At 46.8% G+C, this 24,809-nt stretch carries 20 protein-coding genes and 1 riboswitch; of the genes, 9 read left to right on the top strand and 11 right to left on the bottom strand.

The features are described from left to right. From HGP28_RS00190 to torD, 4 genes are all read right to left on the bottom strand, one after another. A complete protein-coding gene (locus HGP28_RS00190; protein ID WP_168834749.1) occupies positions 1 to 711 on the bottom strand; it encodes a TVP38/TMEM64 family protein in 711 nt (236 codons plus the stop codon). Positions 712 to 894: 183 nt separating this feature from the next. Then, a complete protein-coding gene (locus HGP28_RS00185) occupies positions 895 to 1,482 on the bottom strand; it encodes a TfoX/Sxy family DNA transformation protein (RefSeq protein WP_168834417.1) in 588 nt (195 codons plus the stop codon). Between the two features lie 99 nt (positions 1,483 to 1,581). Continuing rightward, positions 1,582 to 1,672, bottom strand: a riboswitch (cyclic di-GMP riboswitch). A 463-nt stretch (positions 1,673 to 2,135) separates the two neighbouring features. Then, on the bottom strand, positions 2,136 to 3,140 hold the full coding sequence (purR, locus tag HGP28_RS00180) for an HTH-type transcriptional repressor PurR (protein WP_168834416.1): 1,005 nt from the start codon (positions 3,138 to 3,140) through the stop codon (positions 2,136 to 2,138). A gap of 295 nt (positions 3,141 to 3,435) precedes the next feature. Then, a complete protein-coding gene (gene torD / locus HGP28_RS00175; protein WP_168834415.1) occupies positions 3,436 to 4,098 on the bottom strand; it encodes a molecular chaperone TorD in 663 nt (220 codons plus the stop codon). A gap of 515 nt (positions 4,099 to 4,613) precedes the next feature. Here torD and torR point away from each other — a divergent pair. Next, on the top strand, positions 4,614 to 5,327 hold the full coding sequence (torR, locus tag HGP28_RS00170) for a two-component system response regulator TorR (protein WP_168834414.1): 714 nt from the start codon (positions 4,614 to 4,616) through the stop codon (positions 5,325 to 5,327). A 92-nt stretch (positions 5,328 to 5,419) separates the two neighbouring features. Here the strand turns inward: torR and elyC are convergent, their stop codons facing one another. After that, a complete protein-coding gene (gene elyC, locus HGP28_RS00165) occupies positions 5,420 to 6,262 on the bottom strand; it encodes an envelope biogenesis factor ElyC (protein WP_168834413.1) in 843 nt (280 codons plus the stop codon). A gap of 115 nt (positions 6,263 to 6,377) precedes the next feature. On the opposite strand from elyC, the gene cmoM reads away from it, so the two are divergent. The 4 genes from cmoM to mukB are packed head-to-tail and all read left to right on the top strand — an operon-like array spanning position 6,378 to position 13,691. Beyond that, positions 6,378 to 7,157 carry a tRNA uridine 5-oxyacetic acid(34) methyltransferase CmoM gene (gene cmoM / locus HGP28_RS00160; RefSeq protein WP_168834748.1) on the top strand — a complete coding sequence of 260 codons (780 nt, stop codon included), beginning with the start codon at positions 6,378 to 6,380 and terminating at the stop codon, positions 7,155 to 7,157. Positions 7,158 to 7,169: 12 nt separating this feature from the next. Next, the gene (mukF, locus tag HGP28_RS00155; protein ID WP_168834412.1) at positions 7,170 to 8,507 is read left to right on the top strand and encodes a chromosome partition protein MukF; all 1,338 of its coding nucleotides are present in this window, start codon (positions 7,170 to 7,172) and stop codon (positions 8,505 to 8,507) included. Beyond that, the gene (mukE, locus tag HGP28_RS00150; protein WP_168834411.1) at positions 8,488 to 9,231 is read left to right on the top strand and encodes a chromosome partition protein MukE; all 744 of its coding nucleotides are present in this window, start codon (positions 8,488 to 8,490) and stop codon (positions 9,229 to 9,231) included. The genes mukF and mukE overlap by 20 nt, the downstream gene beginning before the upstream one ends. Next, positions 9,228 to 13,691, top strand: coding sequence for a chromosome partition protein MukB (gene mukB, locus HGP28_RS00145; RefSeq protein ID WP_168834410.1), 4,464 nt, complete (start codon positions 9,228 to 9,230; stop codon positions 13,689 to 13,691). Before mukE ends, mukB begins: the two co-directional genes overlap by 4 nt. A gap of 90 nt (positions 13,692 to 13,781) precedes the next feature. Here the strand turns inward: mukB and HGP28_RS00140 are convergent, their stop codons facing one another. The 6 genes from HGP28_RS00140 to cmoA form a co-directional block, all read right to left on the bottom strand. After that, a complete protein-coding gene (locus HGP28_RS00140) occupies positions 13,782 to 14,150 on the bottom strand; it encodes a DUF3316 domain-containing protein (protein WP_168834409.1) in 369 nt (122 codons plus the stop codon). 393 nt (positions 14,151 to 14,543) lie between these two features. After that, positions 14,544 to 15,512, bottom strand: coding sequence for an alpha-L-glutamate ligase-like protein (locus tag HGP28_RS00135; RefSeq protein WP_343033775.1), 969 nt, complete (start codon positions 15,510 to 15,512; stop codon positions 14,544 to 14,546). Between the two features lie 4 nt (positions 15,513 to 15,516). Continuing rightward, positions 15,517 to 17,022, bottom strand: coding sequence for an inactive transglutaminase family protein (locus HGP28_RS00130; protein ID WP_168834408.1), 1,506 nt, complete (start codon positions 17,020 to 17,022; stop codon positions 15,517 to 15,519). Between the two features lie 12 nt (positions 17,023 to 17,034). Beyond that, complete coding sequence (locus HGP28_RS00125) at positions 17,035 to 17,814, bottom strand: ATP-dependent zinc protease family protein (RefSeq protein WP_168834407.1); 780 nt, start codon at positions 17,812 to 17,814, stop codon at positions 17,035 to 17,037. A 310-nt stretch (positions 17,815 to 18,124) separates the two neighbouring features. Beyond that, positions 18,125 to 19,096, bottom strand: coding sequence for a tRNA 5-methoxyuridine(34)/uridine 5-oxyacetic acid(34) synthase CmoB (gene cmoB / locus HGP28_RS00120; protein ID WP_168834406.1), 972 nt, complete (start codon positions 19,094 to 19,096; stop codon positions 18,125 to 18,127). 189 nt (positions 19,097 to 19,285) lie between these two features. Further along, a complete protein-coding gene (gene cmoA / locus HGP28_RS00115; protein WP_168834746.1) occupies positions 19,286 to 20,023 on the bottom strand; it encodes a carboxy-S-adenosyl-L-methionine synthase CmoA in 738 nt (245 codons plus the stop codon). Positions 20,024 to 20,283: 260 nt separating this feature from the next. Between cmoA and aspS the strand changes: the two genes are divergently transcribed. The 4 genes from aspS (at position 20,284) to ruvB (ending at position 24,375) form a co-directional block, all read left to right on the top strand. Further along, positions 20,284 to 22,062, top strand: a complete 1,779-nt coding sequence (gene aspS / locus HGP28_RS00110) for an aspartate--tRNA ligase (protein ID WP_168834405.1) — start codon at positions 20,284 to 20,286, stop codon at positions 22,060 to 22,062. 74 nt (positions 22,063 to 22,136) lie between these two features. After that, a complete protein-coding gene (gene ruvC, locus HGP28_RS00105) occupies positions 22,137 to 22,658 on the top strand; it encodes a crossover junction endodeoxyribonuclease RuvC (protein ID WP_168834404.1) in 522 nt (173 codons plus the stop codon). An 83-nt stretch (positions 22,659 to 22,741) separates the two neighbouring features. Next, on the top strand, positions 22,742 to 23,350 hold the full coding sequence (ruvA, locus tag HGP28_RS00100) for a Holliday junction branch migration protein RuvA (protein ID WP_168834403.1): 609 nt from the start codon (positions 22,742 to 22,744) through the stop codon (positions 23,348 to 23,350). A 17-nt stretch (positions 23,351 to 23,367) separates the two neighbouring features. After that, positions 23,368 to 24,375, top strand: a complete 1,008-nt coding sequence (gene ruvB / locus HGP28_RS00095; protein WP_168834402.1) for a Holliday junction branch migration DNA helicase RuvB — start codon at positions 23,368 to 23,370, stop codon at positions 24,373 to 24,375. Positions 24,376 to 24,809: the final 434 nt, after the last annotated feature.

Below are 24,809 nucleotides of genomic sequence, written 5' to 3'. Positions count from 1 at the left end.
TTATTTTGACTCGGGGGCTGAAGTGTTATTCAACGTTTGAGTGCCCTGGGGACGAAGCTTATTCATTACCCATTTTAGCACGAGAGGAAAGAGCCCAAGCAGCGCAAAAGAGGCGAGTACCGCTGGTGAGACAATCCCTGCCAAACTGTCAATGTGGGCGAGCTGCGTACCAGCATTGAGATATACCGCAGTGCCTGGGAGCATTCCAAGTTGACTGGTGACATAGAATCGCATTGCGCTCATTGGCGTCAGCCCCATTAATAAATTAATGAGAAAAAATGGAAAAACGGGAATGAGACGAAGTGATAGTAAATAGAAGCTGCCTTCACGTTCGACGCCTTGGTTGATGGTGTGTAATTTATCTTGAAATCGACGTTGTACCCAATCGCGTAAAACATACCGACTGCTTAAAAAAGCGCAAGTTGCGCCTATTGTACTGGCAAACGAAACGAGTACTAAACTGGTCCAAAATCCAAATAACGCTGCTCCGAGCAAAGTGACGACGGCAGCGCCGGGAATTGAGAATGCTGTGATTGCGATATAAAGAAGAAAGTAGGCAAATGCCGCGAGCGCGAAATGATTATTGATGTAACTCGAAAGTGCTTGTTGCTGAGCTTTCGCAAATTCAAGGGTAAAAAGATGGCCAAACTGAATAATCAGAATTCCCATCAATGCAATAAAAAGCAGACCGAAAAGGGCTTTTTTATTCATCATATTGGCGTCCTTCCTCATGTTTTAACTAGAATACTTGAGTATAGAGACCTGCAAAAGACGTAAAATCTTTCACTCTTTATTGCCGTCAGCGAATCAAATGCGAAAACGTCATCATACAGAGCACTATATGATGACGTTTTTGTTGTAAGCGGTCTGTGAATAAGACACTAAAGCGAATGGTTAGAGATCGCGCATTAACTCCTGTTTACGCTCACTGGTAATAACGCTCCAATGTTTGCCACTTATTGCGCCTTCAAGTGCCCACAATAGCTCGAGGCTCACTGTGCTCGCATGAGTGTCGCGAACCGCTTTATAAGCATGTAAAGCACCACTGCGCTCAAGCTCCGCAACAGAGTCGATACCGGCCTTTTTAAGCATGCGCTCCGTGCCTAAGCGAAGGTTTGGTAAATCTTTCAAACGAGTTGGTTTGGCGGTTGCTTGAATTTCTTTCTCCACATTCGCAAAATGCAGTGCTTGAGTTGCCAGTTCCAACAAAGTAGACGGCTCTTGCTCCACAGAATCAGCAACGGCGAAATATTTGGTAACGACTGGAAATCCGCGTTTGCGATAGACGTAAGGTTCAAAACCTTTTGCTTGATAGAGTGCGGCAGTGTCTTTTGCTGCGCGAAGGTGAAGCTTGTTGTTGACAACCAGAGCGAACATGGTTTCATCGGCGAAAAGGCCAAATCCGCCAAACATAGAACGCGATTTGATCGAGCCTAACGGCTCAAAAAGCGTCATTGAGTCTTTAAGAATTGGTTTATCCATAGATGTGATCTCGGTGTAATTAACAATTACGTCACCAAATTCAGGTCCGAGAAATTAGCAAGCAGTAAGTCGTAAAAAAGAAGAGGATCTTACTTTGCCATCGGCAACCCCGCTACCTGTTTTTCGTTAAGAAAACTGAAGGCCGGAAGCTTTGCGTCCCACTCTTTCGAATGGTTTGCCCTGTGCGTGACCTTTCAATAATACACCGTAACTAGAAGCAAGATCACGGTTTAACTGTGCTAATGTGATCTTTATTCCATGATTTGTTTTTTGTAAATAACAAAATTCAGAATTAATTTTTGATCTTAGAGAGTTATGTGGAGAACGATAAAAATCATACTTCTGAGTCATTGATTTTTTGTATTTAGTTGATTTGTTTTTTGAATGAGGATGTTACATATATACTTTTTTTCTTACGCTGTAGAGTTGTTGGCTGGCACTCACAAACCTCATCACACAATTCACTAAGTGCGCGGAGGTTATGTTCGTTTGCCGCCTACCTGTAACTCTAAGTTGTTTGGAGATAAATCAGCTTAATAATTCATAAGGATTTCGATTAAGCTGCGTGTTTTGAGTTGTAAAAAAGCGCCTTTGCGAAGTGACAAAGGCGCTATGATGGTAAAATTAGCCTAGCTTCAGAGCTTAACTACTGCTTAATTCATTTTTTTGACGGTATCGCGAACCACAATCTCGGGATGCATTTCAAAGACACGCTTCTCATGCTCTTTGTCTTTGATGCGTTCAAGTAAGATTTCGAACGCGTTTTTACCTACACGACGTTTTGGTTGGTGAATTGTCGTGAGAGGTGGTGAGAAATATTCAGCAAGTTCAATGTTGTCATAGCCGATAACTGAAATTTCATCGGGAATCCGAATGCCATTTTGCTGCAGGCGGCTCATCAAACCGAGTGCCATGTTGTCATTAAAGCAGAACACTGCGCTTGGGCGTTTTGCCATCGCTGTGATCTTTTCAGCCGTTAATACAGCAGTATCACACTCAAAGTTGCCTTCAAGTAGCCACTCTTGATTAATTGGAAGATTGGCTTCATTCATTGCACGCTTGAATCCAGAAATACGCTCTTGGCAAATCGCCTTCTCAAATTGACCGCTAAGGCAAGCAATGTCTTTATGCCCATTGTCAATAAGGAATTTAGTCGCAAGATAACCGCCTTCTTCTGAGTTATCGATGATTTTATCTGCTTTAGAGCTTTCCGGCCCCCAGTCCATCACTACTTTAGGGATGTCAACTTGACGGTCTAGCATCTCTTTTAGCTCTTCGGTCAAATCAGAACACATGACCAAAATACCATCAACGCGCTTTTCTGCTAGCATGCGAATATAATCACGTTGTTTTTCATAGATACCACCCGTATTACATAGAATAAGGGTGTAACCTTGGCGGTAACAGTAACTTTCAACACCATCGATCACTTCAGAAAAAAACTGATTGGTAGATTGAGTAACCAGCATACCAATGGTACGAGTGGTGTTGCACTTTAGACTACGCGCGACCGCGCTAGGCGCATAGTTAAGTTCATTAACCGCCTGCATTACCTTCTCTTGAGTTGCTTCAGCAACAAAACGTGTCTTGTTGATCACGTGAGAGACAGTGGTCGTTGAGACACCCGCAAGGCGAGCGACATCTTTAATAGTGGCCATATGGTAATAATCCTATTTCTGCCAAACTGCTTAGCGCGGTTATGGTGGCGACATGTGCAAAAGCCAAAACCAATCAGCTTATTGAATTGGCAGTTTCACTTTCTATGAGTGAAAAATGTGAGACTCATTAAAAGCAAAAACCGCTACTAGAATAGCGGTTTTCATTGTATGCATATTTTATCGATTGCTGTCGCAATTTTAGACTGTGACGGATGAAGAGGCAACTGTTGATGGCATTTCCAATGTCGGATTACTCACATTTACCACCTTAATCCAGTGTAACGAGCCCTGGTTTTTAGCTCGCTTGGCCATTCTCATTAGCAAGATAATCACGATCAAGGTAGCAGAATGCGAGTAGCAATGCGGAGGCGGCAGCATAAAAACCGAAACGGTCGGTCGCTTGACATGCTTGATTAAATTTCGGTAACCAAGTTAGCAGCACGTGATTAATAAAATCAAACTGCTGCGAAAACGCCTCTTCCATATGGCGCTCTTGTTCGAGTTCATTTGAACGAATGATCATATTACCCAGCAAATCGAGCTCGATGGATAGGTGATCTGCCGGCTCATTGAGCTCACGGGTCACTTCAACGCCAAATTCGCTGAGGTAGGTTTCCATTTCGCGGGCCGGTTGGCCATTGAGTAGCCCAGACTCAGTGGCATAGATTGAAGCATAAGGCAGCGCACCATCTTTTGCTGTCTTTAAGAACAAATCACAGAAATCTGCTGCAAGCTCGAGCTGCGCATCGGAACGGTCTTGCAATCGGTTCAGCGCGTCAATCATAGCGTCTATCGCTGTTTTTAGCTGCTCATTGTTACCAAGACCACTGAGAAAGGTGCGAATTTCGACACTCTGATAGCGCGCAATGTCCTCTTCGCTCAGTTCTTTGACAAACAGGCTTGATAACCACCAATAAATTTCGGCTCGCTGTTCATTAAACGCTTTGAGTTCTTGCATCAAAATGCACTCCTTGTTTTGAGGAAATGAAAAGGGTTATATACCCAAGTGACTTCAAGATGCTGGATTCAGAGCCGGCTCACTGAGCTGAGAGCAAGGCAAACAACGCAGCGAAATAGCGAGCCTATTTTCAAGTTGTTTAACGCCGCTATCGGTTCAGTGATTGGCTCCCAAAGGGCGAGCTGTCTTGGCTCATCAGCTTTGTTGACGATTTTCGATTGAGAGCCACTCAATCTTCAAATCCTCGCCTTACTGACAAACCAAGTCATTCTCGCTGAACCATGCATTTTGAAGTTACTTGGGTATACACCTAGTTTACGTTAAAAAGATGAATAGCTATCGCTATGATTATGTGATGATTTTATTTTATATGAAGCATTGTGAATCGTCATAAATTGGCTTGCCATAAATCAATTAATAGTAAATTTCTTGAATTTTATCGAATCTATCACTAGAAATGTTACGAGTTATGAATAGAATACGCCCTGCGAATAATGTAAAGAGAATCCGATTGAATGAGCTATCACGTATTGGTTGTAGAAGATGATGTAGTAACTCGCAGTAAGTTAGCAGGCTACTTCCAAAATGAAGGTTACACGGTAAGCGAAGCAGAAACTGGCGCTCAAATGCGCGCGGTCTTGGATCTAACTGATGTGGATTTGGTCATGCTCGATATTAACTTGCCGGGCGAAGACGGGCTGATGTTAACCCGAGAACTTCGTAGTCAATCTGATATAGGGATCATATTAGTTACAGGCCGCACGGATAGCATTGATAAAATTGTGGGTTTGGAAATGGGCGCGGATGACTACGTTACCAAACCTTTTGAATTGCGTGAACTTCTTGTACGCGTTAAAAACTTGTTGTGGCGTATTGCTGCCGCACGTAGAAGTCAATCGACTCGAGGTAGCGCTGTTGAAGACAGCCAAGTGGTTCGTTTTGGCGAGTGGACATTTGACATTCAGCGCCGGGCACTCAGTCGCAATGGTGAGCCAGTGAAACTCACCAAAGCGGAGTACGAGCTGCTGGTCGCACTCTCGTCTCACCCGAATCAGGTGTTAAGCCGTGAACGGATTTTGAACATGATAAGCCACCGTGTTGATGCGCCAAATGACCGGACGATTGATGTGTTGATTCGACGGATGCGCGCTAAGATGGAATTTGACCCGAAAAATCCACAGATTTTTGTTACCGTTCATGGCGAAGGGTACATGTTTGCAGGTGATTGAGAACTGTTCTGTTTATTGTTAAAAATGCGGACCTTATCGTCCGCGTTTTGATTGCTTTGAGATGAGTCGGCCTTATAGCGCGCTCCAACTCACTAAGGTGCAATATTTTCGGCCATCATTGATTTTTGGTCGTCGTTAACTAATGTTGGCGACGGCGCGGCTTCAAGAGACTGCGTGCTCACTTTATCGCGTAATTTCTGCCAAATTCGACCTAGGGTCTCGTGCCAAAAACGCTCTGTCTGTTCTAAATAAATGGCTTTGGGTGCATACGCTGACCAAGGCTGAGAAATTTCACGTTGAGTGAGGTAATTGGTAGGCGCGGGATACGGATTCAACCCAGCAAGATTAAAATCTATCATCGCTCGCGGCATGTGGCTTGCGGATGTGACTAACACCAAATTGGCTTCTCTGACAAAAGCGGCAGCGTGGCGCGCTTCTTCCCATGTGTCAGTGGCATCTTCAAGTAAAACAATGTCGGATTTTGCCACACCAAGCGCCAACGCGACATTGGCCATCATTCGAGCATGACTTATCTCAGTACCTCCTCCATAGCCGGATAAAATGAGCTTGGCACCAGGATAGATACGCAAAATACGAATGCCTTCTGCTAAGCGCATTAATGCTGCTCGGCTGAGCTCCGAAGTGGGAGGCAGTTCATCATCGACAATATGTGAATTGCCTAAAACCATCACATAATCAATCTTCTCTTCAACCGGAAGAAACGCGGTGTATTGCCGCTCAATCGGCAGCAATAAACGACTTGATACCGGATGAAACGAGACCAAGAATAGGCCAATAAAACTGAATAGGATAATGATACAGCCCGATTTACGCTTGGTGGTGAACATTATCAGTATCAAACCAAAAAGCCCGATCAACAGAAAGCCAGGTAGTGGCATTAGCAGGGCAGAGACAACTTTTTTCAGCTCAAACATAACCAAATAGTCCGAAAAAACACCAATTGAGAGAAAAACAGGGAGATTTCCTCTTTATTCCTGCTTTCCTTGTGCCAAAATAGCGGCACTAACTCTCATGATACCTCAATCTGCCGTGACACAAGACCGCAATTTCGACGATATCGCCCACAAATTCGCAAAAAATATTTATGGTTCTGACAAAGGCGAAATACGCCAAGTCATTGTCTGGGAGGACCTGTTGCGCATAGTGGATGCCCTTAATGGCCAAAATAGACCTTTATCCATCCTTGATGCCGGAGGTGGCTTGGCACAGATGTCACAAAAATTAGCAGAAAGTGGTCATTGTGTATCTTTATGTGATCTATCTTCTGAAATGCTGCAATTGGCAAAGCAAGAGATTGCAAAGAAAGGTTTGCTTGCGCAGTATCGTTTCATTCATTCGCCAGTACAGGAAATTGACCAGCATCTTAACGAGCCTGTTGATTTGGTTTTATTTCACGCCGTTATGGAATGGTTGGGTGAGCCGAGACCCGCACTGGAGAATGTGTTAGCGCAGGTAAAACCCGGTGGCATTGCGTCAGTCATGTTTTATAACCATCATGGTTTAGTTATGAAAAATGTGGTCTGCGGCAATATTCCGCATGTTTTAGATGGCATGCCTCACCGCAAACGCTTTAAATTGCAGCCACAAAAAGGCTTAGTTCCAGAACATGTCTACGAATGGATTGAGCAAGCTGGCTTTGAGATTTGCGGTAAATCTGGAATTCGCTGCTTTAGTGACTATATCGGCAATATGAAAAATATGGGCGATTACCACTACGATGATTTGTTGGCGCTAGAACAGCGACTTTGTCGACAAGAGCCCTACCTCTCACTAGGCCGATACATCCATGTATGGGCAAAAAAACGATAAGCAGGAATAACAATGAGTGAGATGACTCTCAACCTTGCTGAGCAGCCAATTGACGAATTAGTTGGTTGGGTAAAGCAGCATGATTTCTCATTGAACCTGAGCAATGAGCGACTGGCATTTTTAATCGCCATTGCCGTGCTAAGTAACGAAAGGTTTGATGAAGAGCTTGGTGAAGGGGAATTGCATGATGCATTTTCCATTGTCACTAAGCGATTTAGTGATACTGGTGATGCTTCGGCATTTCGCGCCAATAATGCAATTAATGATCTCGTTCAGCAACGGCTGATCAGCCGATTTACCAGTGAAATCACCGATGGTGCAAGTATTTATCGATTATCGCCATTGGCAATCGGTATCACGGATTACTACGTCCGCCATCGAGAGTTTTCCAAACTCAAATTGTCGATTCAATTGTCTATGGTAGCCGACGAAATGGCCAAGGCTATTGACGCGGCGCAAAAAGGTGGAACGGCCGCGCATTGGCGTAAAAATGTTTATGGCGTGCTGAAATACTCCGTAGGTGAAATTTTTGACCAAATTGACCTCAACCAAAGGGTCATGGATGAACAGCAGCAGACGGTGAAACAGCAGATCGCGAGCCTATTGAATCAGGATTGGCGCGAAGCGATCAATAGTTGTGAAGCGTTGTTATCTGAAACGTCAAACACGCTGAAAGAGTTACAAGATACACTGCAAGCTGCGGGTGACGAGCTGCAAACCCAGCTATTGGACATTCAAGAAATTGTCTATGGTGACTCAGAGCTTGAGATTGTCGAAGAGACGCTCTACTCATTGCAAATGAAGCTGGATCGCATTGTCTCTTGGGGCCAACAAGCCATTGATTTGTGGATTGGCTACGATCGCCATGTCCACAAGTTCATTCGAACTGCGATTGATATGGACAAAAATCGTGCCTTTAGTTCACGTTTGCGCCAGTCAATTAAAGAGTATTTTGATGCTCCTTGGTATTTGGTTCACGCCGATGCTGAGCGATTGTCAGACTTGCGTGATGAAGCGTTAGTCCTACGTGACGATGAGGTCACAGGCACCGTTCCACTTGCAGTGGAATATGAAGAATTTGAACAAGTGAATGATGCACTCGCCGAACGTGTTGGAGAAATGTTGCAACAGCATAAAGCGCACGGGCACGGTATCGATTTAGGTTCTGTCTTGCGAGATTATTTGGCTGAACATCCGCAGACACATCATTTTGATTTAGCGCGTTTGGTCATTGATCAAGCGGTGCGATTGGGCTATTCCGAAGCGGATTACCAAGCCGTTCAGCCCGATTGGCAAGCCATTAACGATTTTGGGGCAAAGGTACAAGCGAATGTCATTGACCGATACTAACGAATATATGCCAGAAAAACTGGTTAAAGCCATTGCTAACCCACTGTTTCCTGCACTGGATAGTCAGTTGCGTGCTGGACGTCATGTCTCCAGCGATGATTTAGATAATCACGCCCTGTTGTCAGATTATGAAACCGAATTGGCGCTGTTTTATCAGCGCTATCATGTTGAATTAGTCAAAGCGCCAGAAGGCTTTTTCTACCTACGCCCACGTTCGACGGCGCTTATTGGCCGCAGCGTGTTGTCCGAACTTGATATGCTGGTCGGTAAAGTACTGTGCTTTTTGTATTTGAGCCCAGAGCGTCTGGCACATGAAGGAATATTTTCTAATCAAGAGCTTTATGACGAGCTTTTAGCGCTTACCGATGAGAAGAAGCTGATGAAGCTTGTGACTCACCGTGCGAGCGGCTCTGATTTGGATAAAGAAAAGTTACTGGAGAAAGTGCGCACTTCGCTACGCCGTCTGCGCCGTCTTGGCATGGTCGTAACCATAGGTGAAACCGGCAAGTTTCGCATTAGTGAAGCAGTGTTTCGCTTTGGTGCTGATGTGCGTGTCGGGGATGATATGCGAGAAGCCCAGCTGCGTTTGATTCGCGATGGTGAAGCGGTGGTGCATACACAAGAACCAAGCCAAGGCAGTTTACTTGGCGATGACGAAGAAATGCCACTTGACGCGCAATCGCAGCAAGGTGATGAACAAACAGAATTGGCGGGTGAAGCATGATTGCACGCGGTAAATATCAATCGTTGACTATGGTCAACTGGAATGGTTTTTTTGCACGTACCTTTGATATTGATGGGTTGGTCACAACGTTATCAGGGGGTAATGGTGCGGGTAAATCCACTACGATGGCTGCGTTTATTACGGCGCTGATCCCAGATCAATCTCTGCTTCATTTTCGCAATACCACAGAAGCGGGAAGCAGCCAAGCATCACGCGATAAGGGCCTTTACGGAAAATTGCAGCCTGGCGCGTGTTATGCCGCGCTGGATGTGGTTAACTCACGTCATCAGCGACTTCTATTTGCGGTAAAACTGCAGCAAGTGGCCGGTCGTGATAAAAAAGTCGACATCAAACCGTTCGTGATCCAAGGCCTGCCAAGCCATGTAAAGCCAACCGATGTTTTGATTGAAACCGTGTCAAATACTCAAGCACGTGTACGTCAAATCAATGAGGTAAAACAATCTATTGCACAATTTGAAGGTGTGCAGTTTAAAGCCTTTTCATCGGTCGTTGATTATCATGCTCAAATGTTTGAATTTGGCGTGATCCCGAAAAAATTGCGTAATTCAAGTGACCGTTCGAAATTTTACCGCTTGATTGAAGCTTCACTGTATGGCGGTATTTCGAGCGCCATTACTCGTTCGCTGCGCGATTATCTTCTGCCGCAAAATGGCGGTGTGAAAAAAGCATTCCAAGATATGGAATCGGCGCTACGCGAAAACCGCATGACGCTTGAAGCGATAAAAACCACACAAGCGGACCGCGATCTGTTTAAACATCTGATCACCGAATCGACCCAATACGTTGCGGCCGACTATATGCGCCACGCGAACGATCGCCGTAATAAACTGGAACAGACCATCGCGCTGCGCAGTGAACTGCTAGGCTCTCGCGAAACCTTGATCTCTCAAAACGCATTATTAGGTCGTGTTCAAGAAGAACTCGATGCGTTGGTGGAGAATGAATCGGCACTTGAGCAAGATCATCAAGCGGCGTCGGATCACCTACAGCTGGTTCAGACTGCGCTACGACAGCAAGAAAAAATAGAACGTTATCAAGATGATCTAGAAGAACTTAATGAGCGCTTAGAAGAGCAGCTCATGGTAGTGGAAGAGGCCAGTGAGCGCACTTTGTTTGTTGAAGAGCAGGCCACTGCCGCAGAAGACGAAGTTGATAGCTTAAAAACCCAGTTGGCAGATTATCAACAAGCACTGGATGTGCAGCAAACTCGAGCGCTTCAATACCAACAAGCTCAGCAAGCACTTGCTCACGCCCGCAACTTACTTGGTGATGAAGCGCTAAATTCAGATAACGCTCACGAAGCTGTGGCGGCGCTTAAAAATCAGCAACAAACGCAAACGCAACATTTGCTGGCGTTGAAACACAAACTGGATATTGCCTCAGCGGCCGCCGCGCAGTTTGATCAAGCGCTTTCGCTGGTACGAAGTATTGTCGGTGAGGTAGAGCGGGGCGATGCTGCAAGCCAAGCCAAGCAAGCACTGGCGCGAGCCCGTGACGCGCAAAACCAAGCTCACAATGAAAGCCAATGGCGTGCACAGCACCGTGATATTGAACGTAGTTTGACTCAGCAGCGTCAAGCTCAAGAGATGGTGCATGAGTATCAAAAACAGCAACAAGTCACGCTTCATGATGAAGCGCAATTCGACCTTGAGCGTGAACGGCATGAGCTGCAAATTGAATCGCTGGATGCACAGTTGGAGTCATTGCGTGATAGCCGTGGTGAGCAGCGCCATATTGAGCAAGAGTTGGAACTGAAAGTTCAGCAACTGTCCGAGATTGCGCCGCGCTGGATTGCGGCAAATGAAGCGCTTGATGCTTTGCGCCTGCAAAGCGATGCTTCCCTCGAAAACGCAGCGGCGGTTATGACGCAAATGCAGCGCGTGCTTGAAGATGAAAAAGCGCAGTCGATAGCGAAAGATAAGTTAGCAGAGCGTCGAGCGGATCTCGAAACAGAGATTGAGCGTCTTGCCTCCCCTGGCGGCTCAAACGATCCTCGCTTAAAGGGTCTTGCAGATACACTAGGTGGCGTGCTTTTAGCAGAAATCTACGACGATATCACGATTGATGATGCGCCTTATTTTAGTGCGATGTACGGACCTGCGCGCCACGCGATTGTGGTGTCTGATCTTGCGGATATCGAAGAGAAATTGATCGAGCTGGATGATTGCCCAGAAGATTTGTACATCATTGAAGGCGACATCGATGCGTTTGATGATAGCTCCTTTAATGCAGAAGAGCTCAGTGGCGCAGTATGTGTACGTTTGAACGAACGTCAAATGCGCTATTCACGCTTCCCTACTATTCCACTGTTTGGTCGAGCGGCTCGCGAGCAGCGCTTAGAGTTACTACGTGAAGAGCGAGAACAGGTTGTCGAAGCTCACGCGAAAGCCGCGTTTGATGCACAAAAGCTGCAACGTCTGTTTGGTGCATATAATGAGTTTGTCGCAAATCACATTCAGGTTGCTTTTGACGCCGATCCGGAAGTGGCGCTTGAGCAAGCACGAGATAAACGAAATCAAGCGCTTCGAGTATTGACAGAACTCGACGGTCAAGAGCAGCAGCAACGCTCACAATTGCAAGCCAGTAAGCAAGCACTTGCACTGCTTGATAAATTGGCGCCAATGATCGCTTTGGTCGAAAATACCGAGTTGAGTGACCGCTTTGAACAACTCGAAGTTCAGTTGGCAGAGTTGGCGACGGCAAAACAATTTTTGCACCAACATGGGCAAGCACTCACGCAGTTAGAGAGTGTGGTTACTGCGCTGGAAGCAGATCCTGAACAATTTGATGCGTTGAGCCATGAACACCAAGACGCTGATAGCGCACTACAATCACTCAAAGCCACATTGTTTGCGGTGGAAGATGTGGTTGAGCGTCGTCGCTATTTTGGGTATGCCGATGCAGTGGATTTGCTCAGTAAGAGTAATGAACTGAGTGAACAACTGAAACAGAAATTGGAACGCGCTGAGCAGGTACGAGCGCAATCTCGTGAACAGCTCAAACAGGCGCAAAGTCAATCGAATCAGTACCAACAAGTCTTGGCGTCACTGAAAAGTGCTCATCAAGCGAAATTGGAAACCGTCCAAGAGTTTCGTCAAGAGTTGCAAGAATTTGGTGTGACGGCAGATGAAGGTGCCGAAGAGCGCGCCAGACGCCGCCGTGACGAGCTGAATGAGCGACTACACGCCTCTCGCGCACGCAAGAGCGAATACGAACGCACCTTGACCTCAACGGATCTTGAAATGAAGGCGCTAGCCAAGCGTCTGAAAAAAGTGCAAAAAGAGTACGTTGAGATGCGTACCTTTGTGGTTGCCGCCAAAGCCGGCTGGTGCTCGGTATTGCGTTTGGCTCGAGAAAATGACGTTGAACGCCGTTTGCACCGCCGCGAGCTTGCGTACATGAGCGCGGAAGAGTTACGCTCGATGTCGGATAAATCGTTAGGCGCCTTGCGTCTTGCGGTGGCGGACAATGATGATTTGCGTGATGCGTTGCGATTATCGGAAGACAACTCGCGTCCAGAGCGCAAGGTACTTTTCTATATCGCGGTCTACCAGCATTTACGTGAACGCATCCGCCAAGATATCATTCACACCGACGATCCGGTCGAAGCGATTGAAGAGATGGAAGTGGAGTTGGCGCGTCTTACTGAAGAGTTGACTCAACGTGAAAATCGTTTAGCAATAAGTTCTGACTCTGTTGCAGCGATCATCAAAAAGACCATTCAGCGTGAGCAAAACCGCATTCGTATGCTTAACCAAGGCTTGTCTAATATTGCCTTTGGTCAAGTGAAAGGGGTACGCCTGAATGTTAAAATCCGCGAAAGCCATGAGGTGCTGCTTGCCGGATTAGCAGCTCAACAAGAACAACATAAAGATCTGTTTGAATCGCAGCGCTATACCTTTTCTGAGGCGATGGCAAAACTATTCCAACGCGTGAATCCGCATATCGATATGGGACAACGCTCGCCACAAGTTTTGGGTGAAGAGCTACTTGATTATCGTAACTACCTTGAGCTAAGCGTCGAAGTTAACCGAGGCTCAGATGGCTGGCTGCAGGCCGAGTCAGGCGCACTCTCGACAGGTGAAGCGATTGGTACTGGTCAATCAATTTTGCTTATGGTCGTTCAAAGCTGGGAAGAAGAGTCTCGCCGTTTGCGAAGCAAAGATATTGTGCCTTGTCGTTTGCTGTTCTTGGATGAGGCGGCGCGTTTAGACGCCAAGTCGATTTCAACTCTGTTTGAGCTTTGCGAACGTCTTGATATGCAGTTGCTTATCGCAGCGCCGGAGAATATCAGTCCTGAACGCGGAACCACCTATAAACTGGTGCGTAAAGTGTTTAAAGACCATGAACATGTTCATGTTGTTGGTCTACGTGGTTTTGGTCAAATAGAGAAAGCCAAACCGGATTGGCAAGACTTGATTGAGCACGCTGAAGCATAATTAAGCCACCAAAATGTCACAAGCCCGCGAATCATGCGGGCTTTTTTTGTTCTTATGGCTGATTGGAAGTGAATCGCGTTGGTATTGTACTTATTGTCTGTCAGGGCTAATCAGACTGCGATAGCTGTAGCTCACGTTCATGATTGGTTGATACACAATATCGCCGTTGCGTTTTAGATATTCATCAACAAACACTGTCGCGTCTTCAATCGACACGGATGATCTGTCGGCTTCGTCTGTTTGGCTGGTTAAAAAGCGGCTCAGCTGGCGACTATCGAGATTTTCAAAGTACATAATCATATTGAGCCCTTCGCGGTAGGCAGCCGCTTTACTTGAGACCACATGACCTTCAATGGTTTTTTCATCAGTCGTCCACTGGTAGCCGCCGGCAAAAGCCATCGAAGAAAGGGATGCAGCGGTGATAGTCAGAAGGGTTTTTAGATTTAAAAGACGTTTCATGAATTGCTCCTCAGTGCTTCAGTTACCGAATTGTGCTATTCGATAAGTTGGAAGTGACAATAAAGACCTAAAAGGGCAGTTTTTTATTTCACAAAATTTTCATCAATTGGTGACATTTGCCCATTAAGGCGGGATGCATGAAACGTGGCAAAGTTGGAGTGAAGAGATTACTTACTGATTAGTCAGTACGTTACAGTGAAACATTGTAAGAGAAAGAGTTAAGTGATATGCCTTATGGTTATACTTGGCTGTTAATACTGACTAAATCGTTATAGGGAAAGAGTAAAAAGAATTCGCTCGCACGATGAATTGACGGTTTGTTTAAGCCACATCCATATGGCTTATCCTTTGTCCACTTGAAGCTGCAACGCCAAGTTGTTTGGGTATATATAATCAAAAGCGCGCGTTCACCGCGAAATGTTCGCGTGAGTAAGCAACGCGTTCAGCGGGTGTAAGCGGGTAGAGTGGGGTACCTAACGCCTCAATGTGACGTAGCCGAGGTAGCAGCCCCATTCCATTGGCAATTTGAATCGCAAGACCAGGTCGTGCATTGAGTTCAAGTACCATTGGGCCTAGGTTTTTGTCGAGCACCATATCGGTCCCAAGGTAACCCAGCCCGGTCATTTCCCAAGCACTGGCTGCTAGCGTCAATAAGCGCTCCCAATGAGGCACTTGCAATGTGGAGAGATCTTTACCTGTGTCCGGGTGATGAGTGACGGGCTTATCAAATTGAACCGCTCGAATCGCTTTACCGCTGGCGATATCAAGCCCGACACCAACCGCGCCTTGATGTAAATTTGCTTTACCGTCTGATGCCGCGGTTGAACAACGCATCATTGCCATCACTGGATAGCCTTTAAACACAATAATGCGAACGTCGGGCACACCCTCAAAGCTAAACCCATCAAAGCAGTCGTCAAATTGGATCAAATTCTCAACCATGGCGACATCGTTTTTGCCGCCAAGTGAAAACAGCCCAGCTAACGCGTTGCTGATGTGACGTTCGACCTCTTCTCGAGTGATGCTCGCGCCAGAGGGCTTAGTGTAAGAGACATCATCATGGGAGGTAATGACTAAAATACCTTTACCGCCACTGCCTTGTGCAGGCTTAATCACAAATCCAGGGTAATGCTTGACCATCTCATGCACTTTGCTCACATCGGCTTGATTGCGAATGACGCCAATCAACTCGGGTACCGTTGCGCCTGCGCGCTGTGCGATGATTTTGGTCTTCAGCTTATCATCCACGAGCGGGTATTGCTTACGGTCGTTATAGCGCCCAATGTAGCTATGATTGCGCTGGTTCATGCCCATAATGCCTTTACGGCGCAATTTAAGTGGTGATGTATAACGGGAAAGCACGTTATCAATCTTCAGCCAATGGCTTAAAGCGTTTAAGTTCACTTAAGCGATACCCCGTATACGTGCCTAGGAGCAAAATAGTCGCAAGAACCACCAGCTGTAGACCAAAAAAGTTAAAAGTCAGGTGTTGAATGTAGCTATTGGTCATACCTAGATAGACCAGCACTGAGGTAAAGAGCGAACCGCCCCCTTGAACGAAGACCTGTTTCGCGCCTTCTTCTTCCCAGATGATTGACATGCGCTCGATGGTCCAAGATAAGATGATCATCGGGAAGTAGGTAATAGTCAGCCCTTGAGTTAAACCAATCTTAAACGCAACAACGGTAAACGCGGAAATGATCATGATGACAGTGATGATCACCGCTGAGATCCGTGCGACGAGCAATAAGTTTAGTTTGGACAAATAGCTGCGGATCACAAGACCGGTGCCAACAATGAGTAAGAAACCAACCACCCCCGGAATCAGCTGCGTTTGAACGAAGGCCACAGCAATCAACACCGGCATGAAGGTTCCCGATGTTTTAAGGCCAATGATAACCCGCAAGAAAACCACAATCAGTGCGCCAATTGGGATCAGCATGATGGTTTTAAACATCGCCTGCTCTTGCAGTGGCAAACTGTGAATCGATAAATTGAGTAGGCCATCGGCGTTAATCTTGTTACTGGTGGCTTGCTGCGGCGTGATGTCTTGCTCAATCATTGAGAAATAGACTTGGCCGTTTTGACCTCCCATGAGATCGAGCAAAGAGACATTACTCGCATCCCATATCAGTAAATTATGGTTCCGATTGGTTTGAGCAGAGTTTGCCGAGAACAGCTGCCAATGGCTACCGTCCCACACTTGAACCATTTGCTGTAACGTTTGACGTCTGCGGCCATCTTCAAGCTCAATCACGCCAACAAGACGGCTTGGAATTTGGCTGGTGGCGAGTAGCTCGTATAGCAAGGTTGCGCGCGACTTATTGTTGAGTAATAGCGCGGTACTTTGACTGTCCGGATCGTTTAACGTTTTGATCAACTCGCGCGCAAACGTGATGTCATCTGATGAACGCGCAAGCGCGGTCTCAATCAGCTCTGTCGCAGCCGCTTGCTCTGGGCCACTAAAGGCAGGAAGATCTTCGGTTTCTGCCGGAGGAACAGGCACCACTTGAGCATTGGGATCGACGAGAAATTGCGTCTTGTAGTAAATCTTTTGTGGGCCACTGGCTTGACGGATAGACCACTCAGCGCGATGACCTGAATCGGTATCGATAATGGCGTTACCATAACCCGATGATGAAGATGATTGGCTGATCAGCGTAAAACCACTTTGCGTTTCAGGCGCGGCGAGTGACACTTTCACCTCGCTGCCGTTAGCGGTAAATTCAATCGTGGCCTCGACATCCCAAACTTGGCGGGTCTCGCCGGGCGTCCAAGGTACGCCATAGGTATCATGGCGAATAATACTCAGAGCCAATCCAACAACAATCAGCAGTGCAACCGAGAGGTAAAAAGGTAAGCGAGAAGTCATAGTAATACTGTATTAGTGTGAACTTTTATTAGTGTGAATGTACTCTTTGCTAACATCGACAACCGCGATGTCACGGATGAATTCACGTCCCAGCAGGATCGGGAAGGTCATTTGTGAGCGGTCTGCAAGCGTAAATTGAGCCTTTTCGCGAATGCTGCCAAGCTGCACCCAAAGTTCCACCACAGGGCGACGTTCAACCTCATCGCTGGTGGACTGGCGAATTTTTACGTAACGCACCACTGGGGCTTCAATCCAGTGTTGTTCATTCGCGGGAGTGTCTGCATCGGCAAGATGAAAGCGAACCCAGTCTTTGCCGTCGCGTTCAAACATCTCGAGATCAACGGCGTTGAGAGAAGAGGTTGTTGCGCCGGTATCCACGCGCGCCTTAAAGCTCTGCTTAATTGACTCTATCGTAACCCTTTCAACCGCACCGAGAATGATTGGCGAAGCGATGGTGGTCATTTCGGCCGTTGTTTGTCGTTCGGTGGTGGGTTCCACTTTTACTGGCGCTGGGGCAATCGCTGGAATTGCTTTGATCTGCGATGAGAGTTGCCCAAGCTGTTCTTTGTAACTCACCAATTCATTTTGCAACAAGACCACCTCGCTTTCGAGACGAAGAATATCGGCATTCTGATCTTGAGTGATATCTTGCAGTGCGACGAGTTGGTCTGAGAGGTGCGTTTCAGATTGATTGATCGCCGCGAGCGTTTGCTGATGATATTGCTCGCCGTTGAGCAGGGTGCAGCCAGAAAGTGTGAAAAGTGCTGCGATCGACGCCAATCGAATAAACATTGAGGACCTTATGTACGTAACTATTTGAATTAAAATTCTAGCGTATATCAAAGGATGCTGGAAGCATTCGAAATGCAGCGTAAATCACTTTATTGGCCACTGAGTCAACTCAGTGCAAATTCTGAGTTAGCGAATTGCTACAGCCATGTCATGACGATGAAAATTAACCGTGCTTCGAGAACGAATGTTGCTTATAGAACTTGCAAAAAGGTGTCGCTGGCAAACGGTGTGACTCAAGCTATTTTTACGTTGAGTCAGCCGCTTGCCATGAAGTTTCGCATTCAAAGGCAAAACATCGGTACTGGTGTCGTTAGGGTTTGTTCGCGATTAAAATGGCGCGACGTGGAGCGGGATAGCCTTCGATGGTTTTGGATGGGTCATTAGGGTCGAGATAATCGGGTAATGAATTGTGCGTCATCCAACTGGTTGTACGCTGCTCGCCAACGCTTGTCACGTTTTCGTCGGCAATTCGCACATTAATGAAGCCAACCTGTTCAAGCCACACTTTAAGTGCTTTTGCTGACGGGAAAAAGTACACATTGCGCATTTGTGCATAACGGTCAAATGGCACCAACACTGACGTTTCATCGCCTTCAATCACCAAGGTTTCAAGCACCAATTCGCCACCAGAAACAAGTTGATCTTTCAATTGAATCAAGTGGTCAAGTGGCGAGCGGCGGTGATAGAGCACGCCCATACTAAAAACAGTATCAAACGCATCAAGTTTTGGTAGTTGCTCAATGCCAAGTGGCAACAAATGAGCACGTTGATCCCCGCCCATTAGCTTACGCATCGCTTCGAACTGAATTAGGAAAAGATGCGATGGGTCGATACCAACACACAAACGTGCGCCTTCACCAAGCATGCGCCACATGTGATAACCGTTACCGCAACCCACATCTAGCACCGAGCGATTGTGCAAAGGCATAATGTGTGGCAACAAACGGTCCCACTTCCAATCGCTGCGCCACTCGGTATCGATGTGAATGCCGTGCACATGATAAGGGCCCTTGCGCCACGGGTGAAAGGTTCGCAACAGACTCTCCAGTTTTTTTTGTTCACCTGGATGAAATGGGGTGTCGTTACCAATGGTGACCGAATGCTTGAGATCAACTTGATCAGGGGCGCCACTAGGAAGCTTATTCAGTGCGCGCAGCCAACGGTCAAAATCGCCGTGCTCAGCGTTTTGCCAGTCGGTCAGCTGCTGAGGCAGTACATTCAGCCAAGGTTGGAGCCGCGTGTCTTGAGCAATTAACTGATAAAAGTGAGCAAAATTAAACATGGATAGGTATCACTGTGAGTCAAATAAAAAATGTATTCCCTTTGGACTTGAAGCGGCAGGGCCTTGCGTTACAAGTTAAGGGGCTGGCTCTCGCAAACCTTTTCACATAGTCCACCTATGCTCAGAGGCTCTGCTCGTTTGCCGTCTAGCTGCAACTTTAAGTTGTTTGGGGCTATACCGTCTGAAGCGTTACTTTATCGCAAACATCGAGCCAAAGTTAAAACATTGGAACCACACATCAAAGCTGCTAAAGCCAATTTTAGCAAAGCGTTCTTTGTGGATCTGTTTGGAATCTGGGCGCATCACATTTTCAATCGCACTGCGTTTTTGACTGATTTCAAGCTCACTGTAACCGTTAGCGCGTTTAAAATCGTGGTGTAAGTCAATCAGTAGCTCGCTGGCACTTGGGTCGTCAAAAACAAACTTCTCAGACAAAATTAAAATGCCGCCAGGGCGCAATCCACCGTAGATCTTTTCTAACAAGGTATAGCGGTCTTCCGGCGAGAGAAACTGCAAGGTAAAATTCAGCACCACCACAGAGGCATTTTCAATTGAGATATCACGAATATCGGCTTCAACAATCGAAACGGGTGTTGTGGAGCGATACGCGTTAAGGTGCAACTTACAACGTTCAATCATTGCGCTTGAGTTGTCTACGGCGATGATTTGACACCCTTCTTGGTCGATTCGACGGCGCATCGAAAGCGTCGCAGCGCCTAAAGAGCAGCCCAAGTCATAGACATTGCTGTGTGGTTTGGCAAAGCGCTCGGCAAGCATGCCGATGGCAGAAATGATGTTGCTGTAACCCGGAATTGAGCGTTGAATCATGTCGGGAAAGACTTCGGCAACACGCTCATCAAAGGTAAAGTCACCAATTTTATCGATTGGCGCCGAAAAAATAGTGTCAGGGTTGCTGTTTGGGTTCATCAAAGCCTCTGCGAGTAAACCGCACATCGAAATCGAAAAGGCGCGTATTTTAGGCGAAATCATTAGACGTGTCACCTGCGGCTTCGTTTCGCGCTATCTGGCGGAGTCGAAGCGTCTCGTATCTTGAAAAATTGAACGCTTTTCAGGCGATTGAGGCGCGATCAACCAGCTAAAGCAAACTTAAGGTCGATTTTATTTCGCTTAGCGCGTATAAAAGAGAGTTGATTAATTACATTGATAAAGAAATTGGGAATTTCATTATGCGTACCCATTACTGTGGTCACCTGAACAAGTCCCTTGCAGGACAAACTGTAGAACTGAGCGGCTGGGTTAACCGTCGTCGTGATTTGGGCGGTCTGATTTTTATCGACATGCGCGATCGTGAAGGCGTTGTGCAGGTCGTGGTGGACCCAGATATGGCTGAGGCTTACCAAGTCGCGGAGCAATTGCGTAATGAATTCTGCATTAAGCTGACAGGCGAAGTTCGTGCGCGTCCTGAGAGCCAAGTCAACGCCAATATGGCGACGGGCGAAGTGGAAGTGCTGGCCACGGGGCTTGAAATCATCAACCGTTCAGACGTGTTGCCACTTGATTTCAACCAAAAGAACTCTGAAGAGATGCGTTTAAAATACCGCTATCTTGACCTACGCCGTCCTGAAATGAGCGATCGCATCAAACTGCGCGCAAAAGCGTCAAGCTTCGTTCGTCGTTTTCTTGATGACAACGGTTTCCTCGACATTGAGACACCAGTGTTGACCAAAGCGACGCCTGAAGGGGCTCGTGACTACCTCGTACCAAGCCGTGTTCATAAAGGCAGCTTCTACGCGCTACCTCAGTCACCACAGCTGTTTAAACAGCTTCTTATGATGTCGGGTTTTGACCGTTACTATCAAATTGTAAAATGTTTCCGTGATGAAGATTTACGTGCTGACCGTCAACCTGAATTTACTCAAATCGATATCGAAACGTCGTTCATGACCGCAGATCAAGTGCGTGACGTTACCGAGAAAATGGTTCGCGATATGTGGCAAGAGCTGCTTAATGTGGATTTAGGTACGTTCCCTGTCATGCCGTTTAGCGAAGCGATTCGTCGTTTTGGTTCAGACAAGCCAGATCTTCGTAACCCACTTGAGCTGGTTGATGTTGCCGACTTAGTAAAAGATGTCGACTTTAAAGTGTTCTCAGGACCGGCAAATGATGCCAAAGGCCGTGTTGCGGTGATCCGCGTACCGGGTGGCGCAGAGCTTACTCGCAAACAAATCGACGAATACACCAACTTTGTTGGCATCTATGGTGCGAAAGGCCTAGCGTGGATGAAGGTCAACGACCGCGCCGCCGGTATCGAAGGTATTCAGTCTCCGGTAGCTAAATTCCTTAATGAAACTGTGATCAACGGTATTTTGGAGCGCACTCAAGCGGAATCTGGCGATATTATTTTCTTTGGCTCAGATCGCGCGCACGTGGTCGCAGAAGCGCTTGGTGCACTGCGTCTTAAACTAGGCAAAGATCTCGGCTTGACCAACGAAAATTCATGGGCACCATTGTGGGTAGTGGATTTCCCAATGTTTGAAGAGGATGACGAAGGGAATTTGCACGCAATGCATCACCCGTTTACGTCTCCGCTTGGCCTGACGGCAGAAGAGCTGAAAGCCAATCCAGCGAGTGCGAACTCAAATGCGTATGATATGGTATTGAACGGTTACGAAGTGGGCGGTGGCTCAGTGCGTATTCATAATGCAGAAATGCAATCTGCGGTGTTTGATATTTTGGGTATCGACGCTGATGAGCAGCGCTTGAAGTTTGGCTTCTTACTCGACGCGCTGAAATTTGGTACACCACCACACGCAGGTTTGGCATTTGGTCTCGACCGCTTGGTAATGCTGCTGTGTGGCACCGAAAACATTCGTGACGTTATCGCGTTCCCGAAAACAACAGCAGCGGCATGTTTGATGACAGACGCACCAAGCCCAGCTAACCCAGCGGCACTTGAAGAGCTGGCGATTGCTGTGACCGTGGCAAAAGAAAAAGCCGCCGAGTAACGTATTACTCTGACTTTAATGGTAAAAACGTCCGCCTTGGCGGACGTTTTTTTAATTTCACACGAGACAGTGCAATGTCGATTATTCTGGGGATTGATCCCGGCTCGCGAATCACGGGTTATGGTGTAATACGCCAGCAAGGGCGTCATCTCATTTACTTGGGCAGCGGTTGTATTCGAACTGATCAAAAAGAGTTACCTGGAAGGCTGAAGCAGATCTATGCTGGCGTCAGTGAGATCATTATGCAGTTTCAGCCTGATGTGTTTGCGATTGAGCAAGTCTTTATGGCAAAAAATGCTGATTCTGCACTGAAATTAGGTCAAGCGCGAGGCAGCGCTATCGTTGCTGCAGTTAATGCAGATCTGCCTGTGTATGAATATGCCGCCCGTTTAGTGAAACAAGCCGTTGTAGGAACAGGTGGCGCCGATAAGTCACAAGTTCAGCACATGGTGCAACATATGCTTAAGCTGCCGGGAAGGCCGCAAGCCGATGCCGCGGATGCGTTGGGCGTGGCAATTTGTCATGCGAACACCAATAAAACTCTGGTTGCATTAGCGGGTAGGGCGACAGGCGCAAAGCGTGGTCGCTACCGTTAAAGATATTGGGTATAAATAACTGGATGTCTATCCAGTTATTTATTATTCTTTGGACAAATTCATTTCATTAGAGAACTCCCCACGTGATTGGACGCCTTCGCGGAATTTTGCTCGAAAAACAGCCGCCAGAGTTATTGATTGAGGTCAACGGCATTGGCTATGAAGTACAGATGCCAATGAGCTGCTTTTATGAATTACCCAATGTTGGCGAAGAGGCCATCATTTATACACACTTTGTGGTTCGTGAAGACGCACAATTACTCTATGGGTTCAATACCGTAAAAGAACGTGCCTTGTTTCGTGAGGTGATTAAAGCAAATGGCGTTGGACCTAAATTGGGATTGGGCATTTTATCGGGAATGACCGCCAGTCAGTTTGTCGCCAGCGTTGAACGTGAAGACATTTCAACACTTGTGAAATTGCCGGGGGTTGGCAAAAAGACAGCGGAACGTTTGGTTGTTGAAATGAAAGACCGCCTCAAAGGATGGGGAATGGGCGATCTCTTTACCCCTCATACCGATGCTGCCCCACTTGATGCACCAGTGCAGTCTAACGCTGAAGAAGAGGCGATCAGTGCGCTATTGGCTCTGGGTTACAAGCCGACTCAAGCATCAAAAGTTATTGCTCAGTTGGCCAAGCCAGATATGACGGCAGAGCAATTGATCCGTGACGCACTGAAGTCCATGGTTTAGTGAAATAAGGTTTTTCGATGATTGAAGCAGATCGTTTAATCGCCGCAGACAATCGAACCTATCGTGATGAAGATGTGATTGATAGGGCGATTCGGCCCAAAAAATTAGCCGATTACCAAGGACAAGATCATGTGCGCGATCAAATGGAAATTTTTATTAAAGCGGCGCAGCTGCGTAGTGAAGCGTTAGATCATTTATTGATTTTCGGTCCGCCAGGACTAGGTAAAACGACACTGGCAAACATTGTGGCAAATGAAATGGGCGTCAATATTCGCACCACGTCTGGCCCCGTATTGGAAAAAGCAGGGGATCTTGCGGCGCTTTTGACCAACCTTGAAGAAAACGACGTGCTTTTCATTGATGAAATACACCGTTTAAGCCCTATGGTTGAAGAGGTACTCTATCCTGCGATGGAAGATTATCAGCTGGATATCATGATAGGTGAAGGCCCAGCGGCCCGTTCGATTAAGATTGATTTGCCACCCTTTACGCTCATTGGCGCGACGACACGTGCCGGTTCATTGACCTCACCACTGCGAGACCGTTTTGGGATCACGCAGCGCTTAGAGTATTACAAAATCGCCGATCTGCAGCATATTGTTCAGCGTAGCGCCGATTGCCTTGGGCTCTCGATGGAGGCGCAAGGGGCGCTTGAAATTGCGCGTCGTGCGCGCGGCACGCCCCGTATCGCTAATCGATTATTGCGCCGAGTTCGCGATTACGCGGAAGTGAAAGGAGATGGCCATATCGATGCTCTCACCGCGGATAACGCGCTTAATATGCTGGATGTCGATTCGCAAGGTTTTGACTATATGGACCGCAAATTATTGTTGGCGATTATGGAAAAATTTGGTGGTGGGCCGGTTGGGCTCGACAATATGGCCGCGGCAATTGGTGAAGAAAAAGACACCATTGAAGACGTGCTTGAACCCTATTTGATTCAGCAAGGGTATCTGCAACGAACGCCGCGCGGGCGCATCGCAACCGATCGCGCCTATCTGCACTTTGGTATTGATAAAAATTAGTCTCAAACTACCCCCTCTCTCAACACGCAGCGAGTGCGAAAGGTTGCTACAACCTGAAAACTCGCTGTGGTACCTACTCCTTGTCAATTTGTGACAAATTTCCCGATTTACGGCACTGATGTGGTGAAAATGACTCGCTATTGTTGTGTCTCTCTGCAAGAACGCAGGTATCTATTAACAAGCGTGTCGAGTTGCTTACATTTCAAATATGGTTTTATTGATGTTTATCAATCCATCGATGAATAGACGTGGATGTGGATAAAAAATTGACCCACATCAAGGCGCTTTCTGCTGATAAACCTTTTGAAACAACATTAAATTAACTGTAATATTAGCGATAGCTACATTAGCTATAACTTAACAAATAATCAACTTAATCAGTACATCTTTGCAACATACGTACGGGGTGATATCGCTGCGCTTACGCGGTAGGG

Source organism: Vibrio agarilyticus (genome assembly GCF_012641465.1).
GTDB lineage: Bacteria > Pseudomonadota > Gammaproteobacteria > Enterobacterales > Vibrionaceae > Vibrio > Vibrio agarilyticus.
This window is presented reverse-complemented; position numbering and strand designations above follow the sequence as displayed.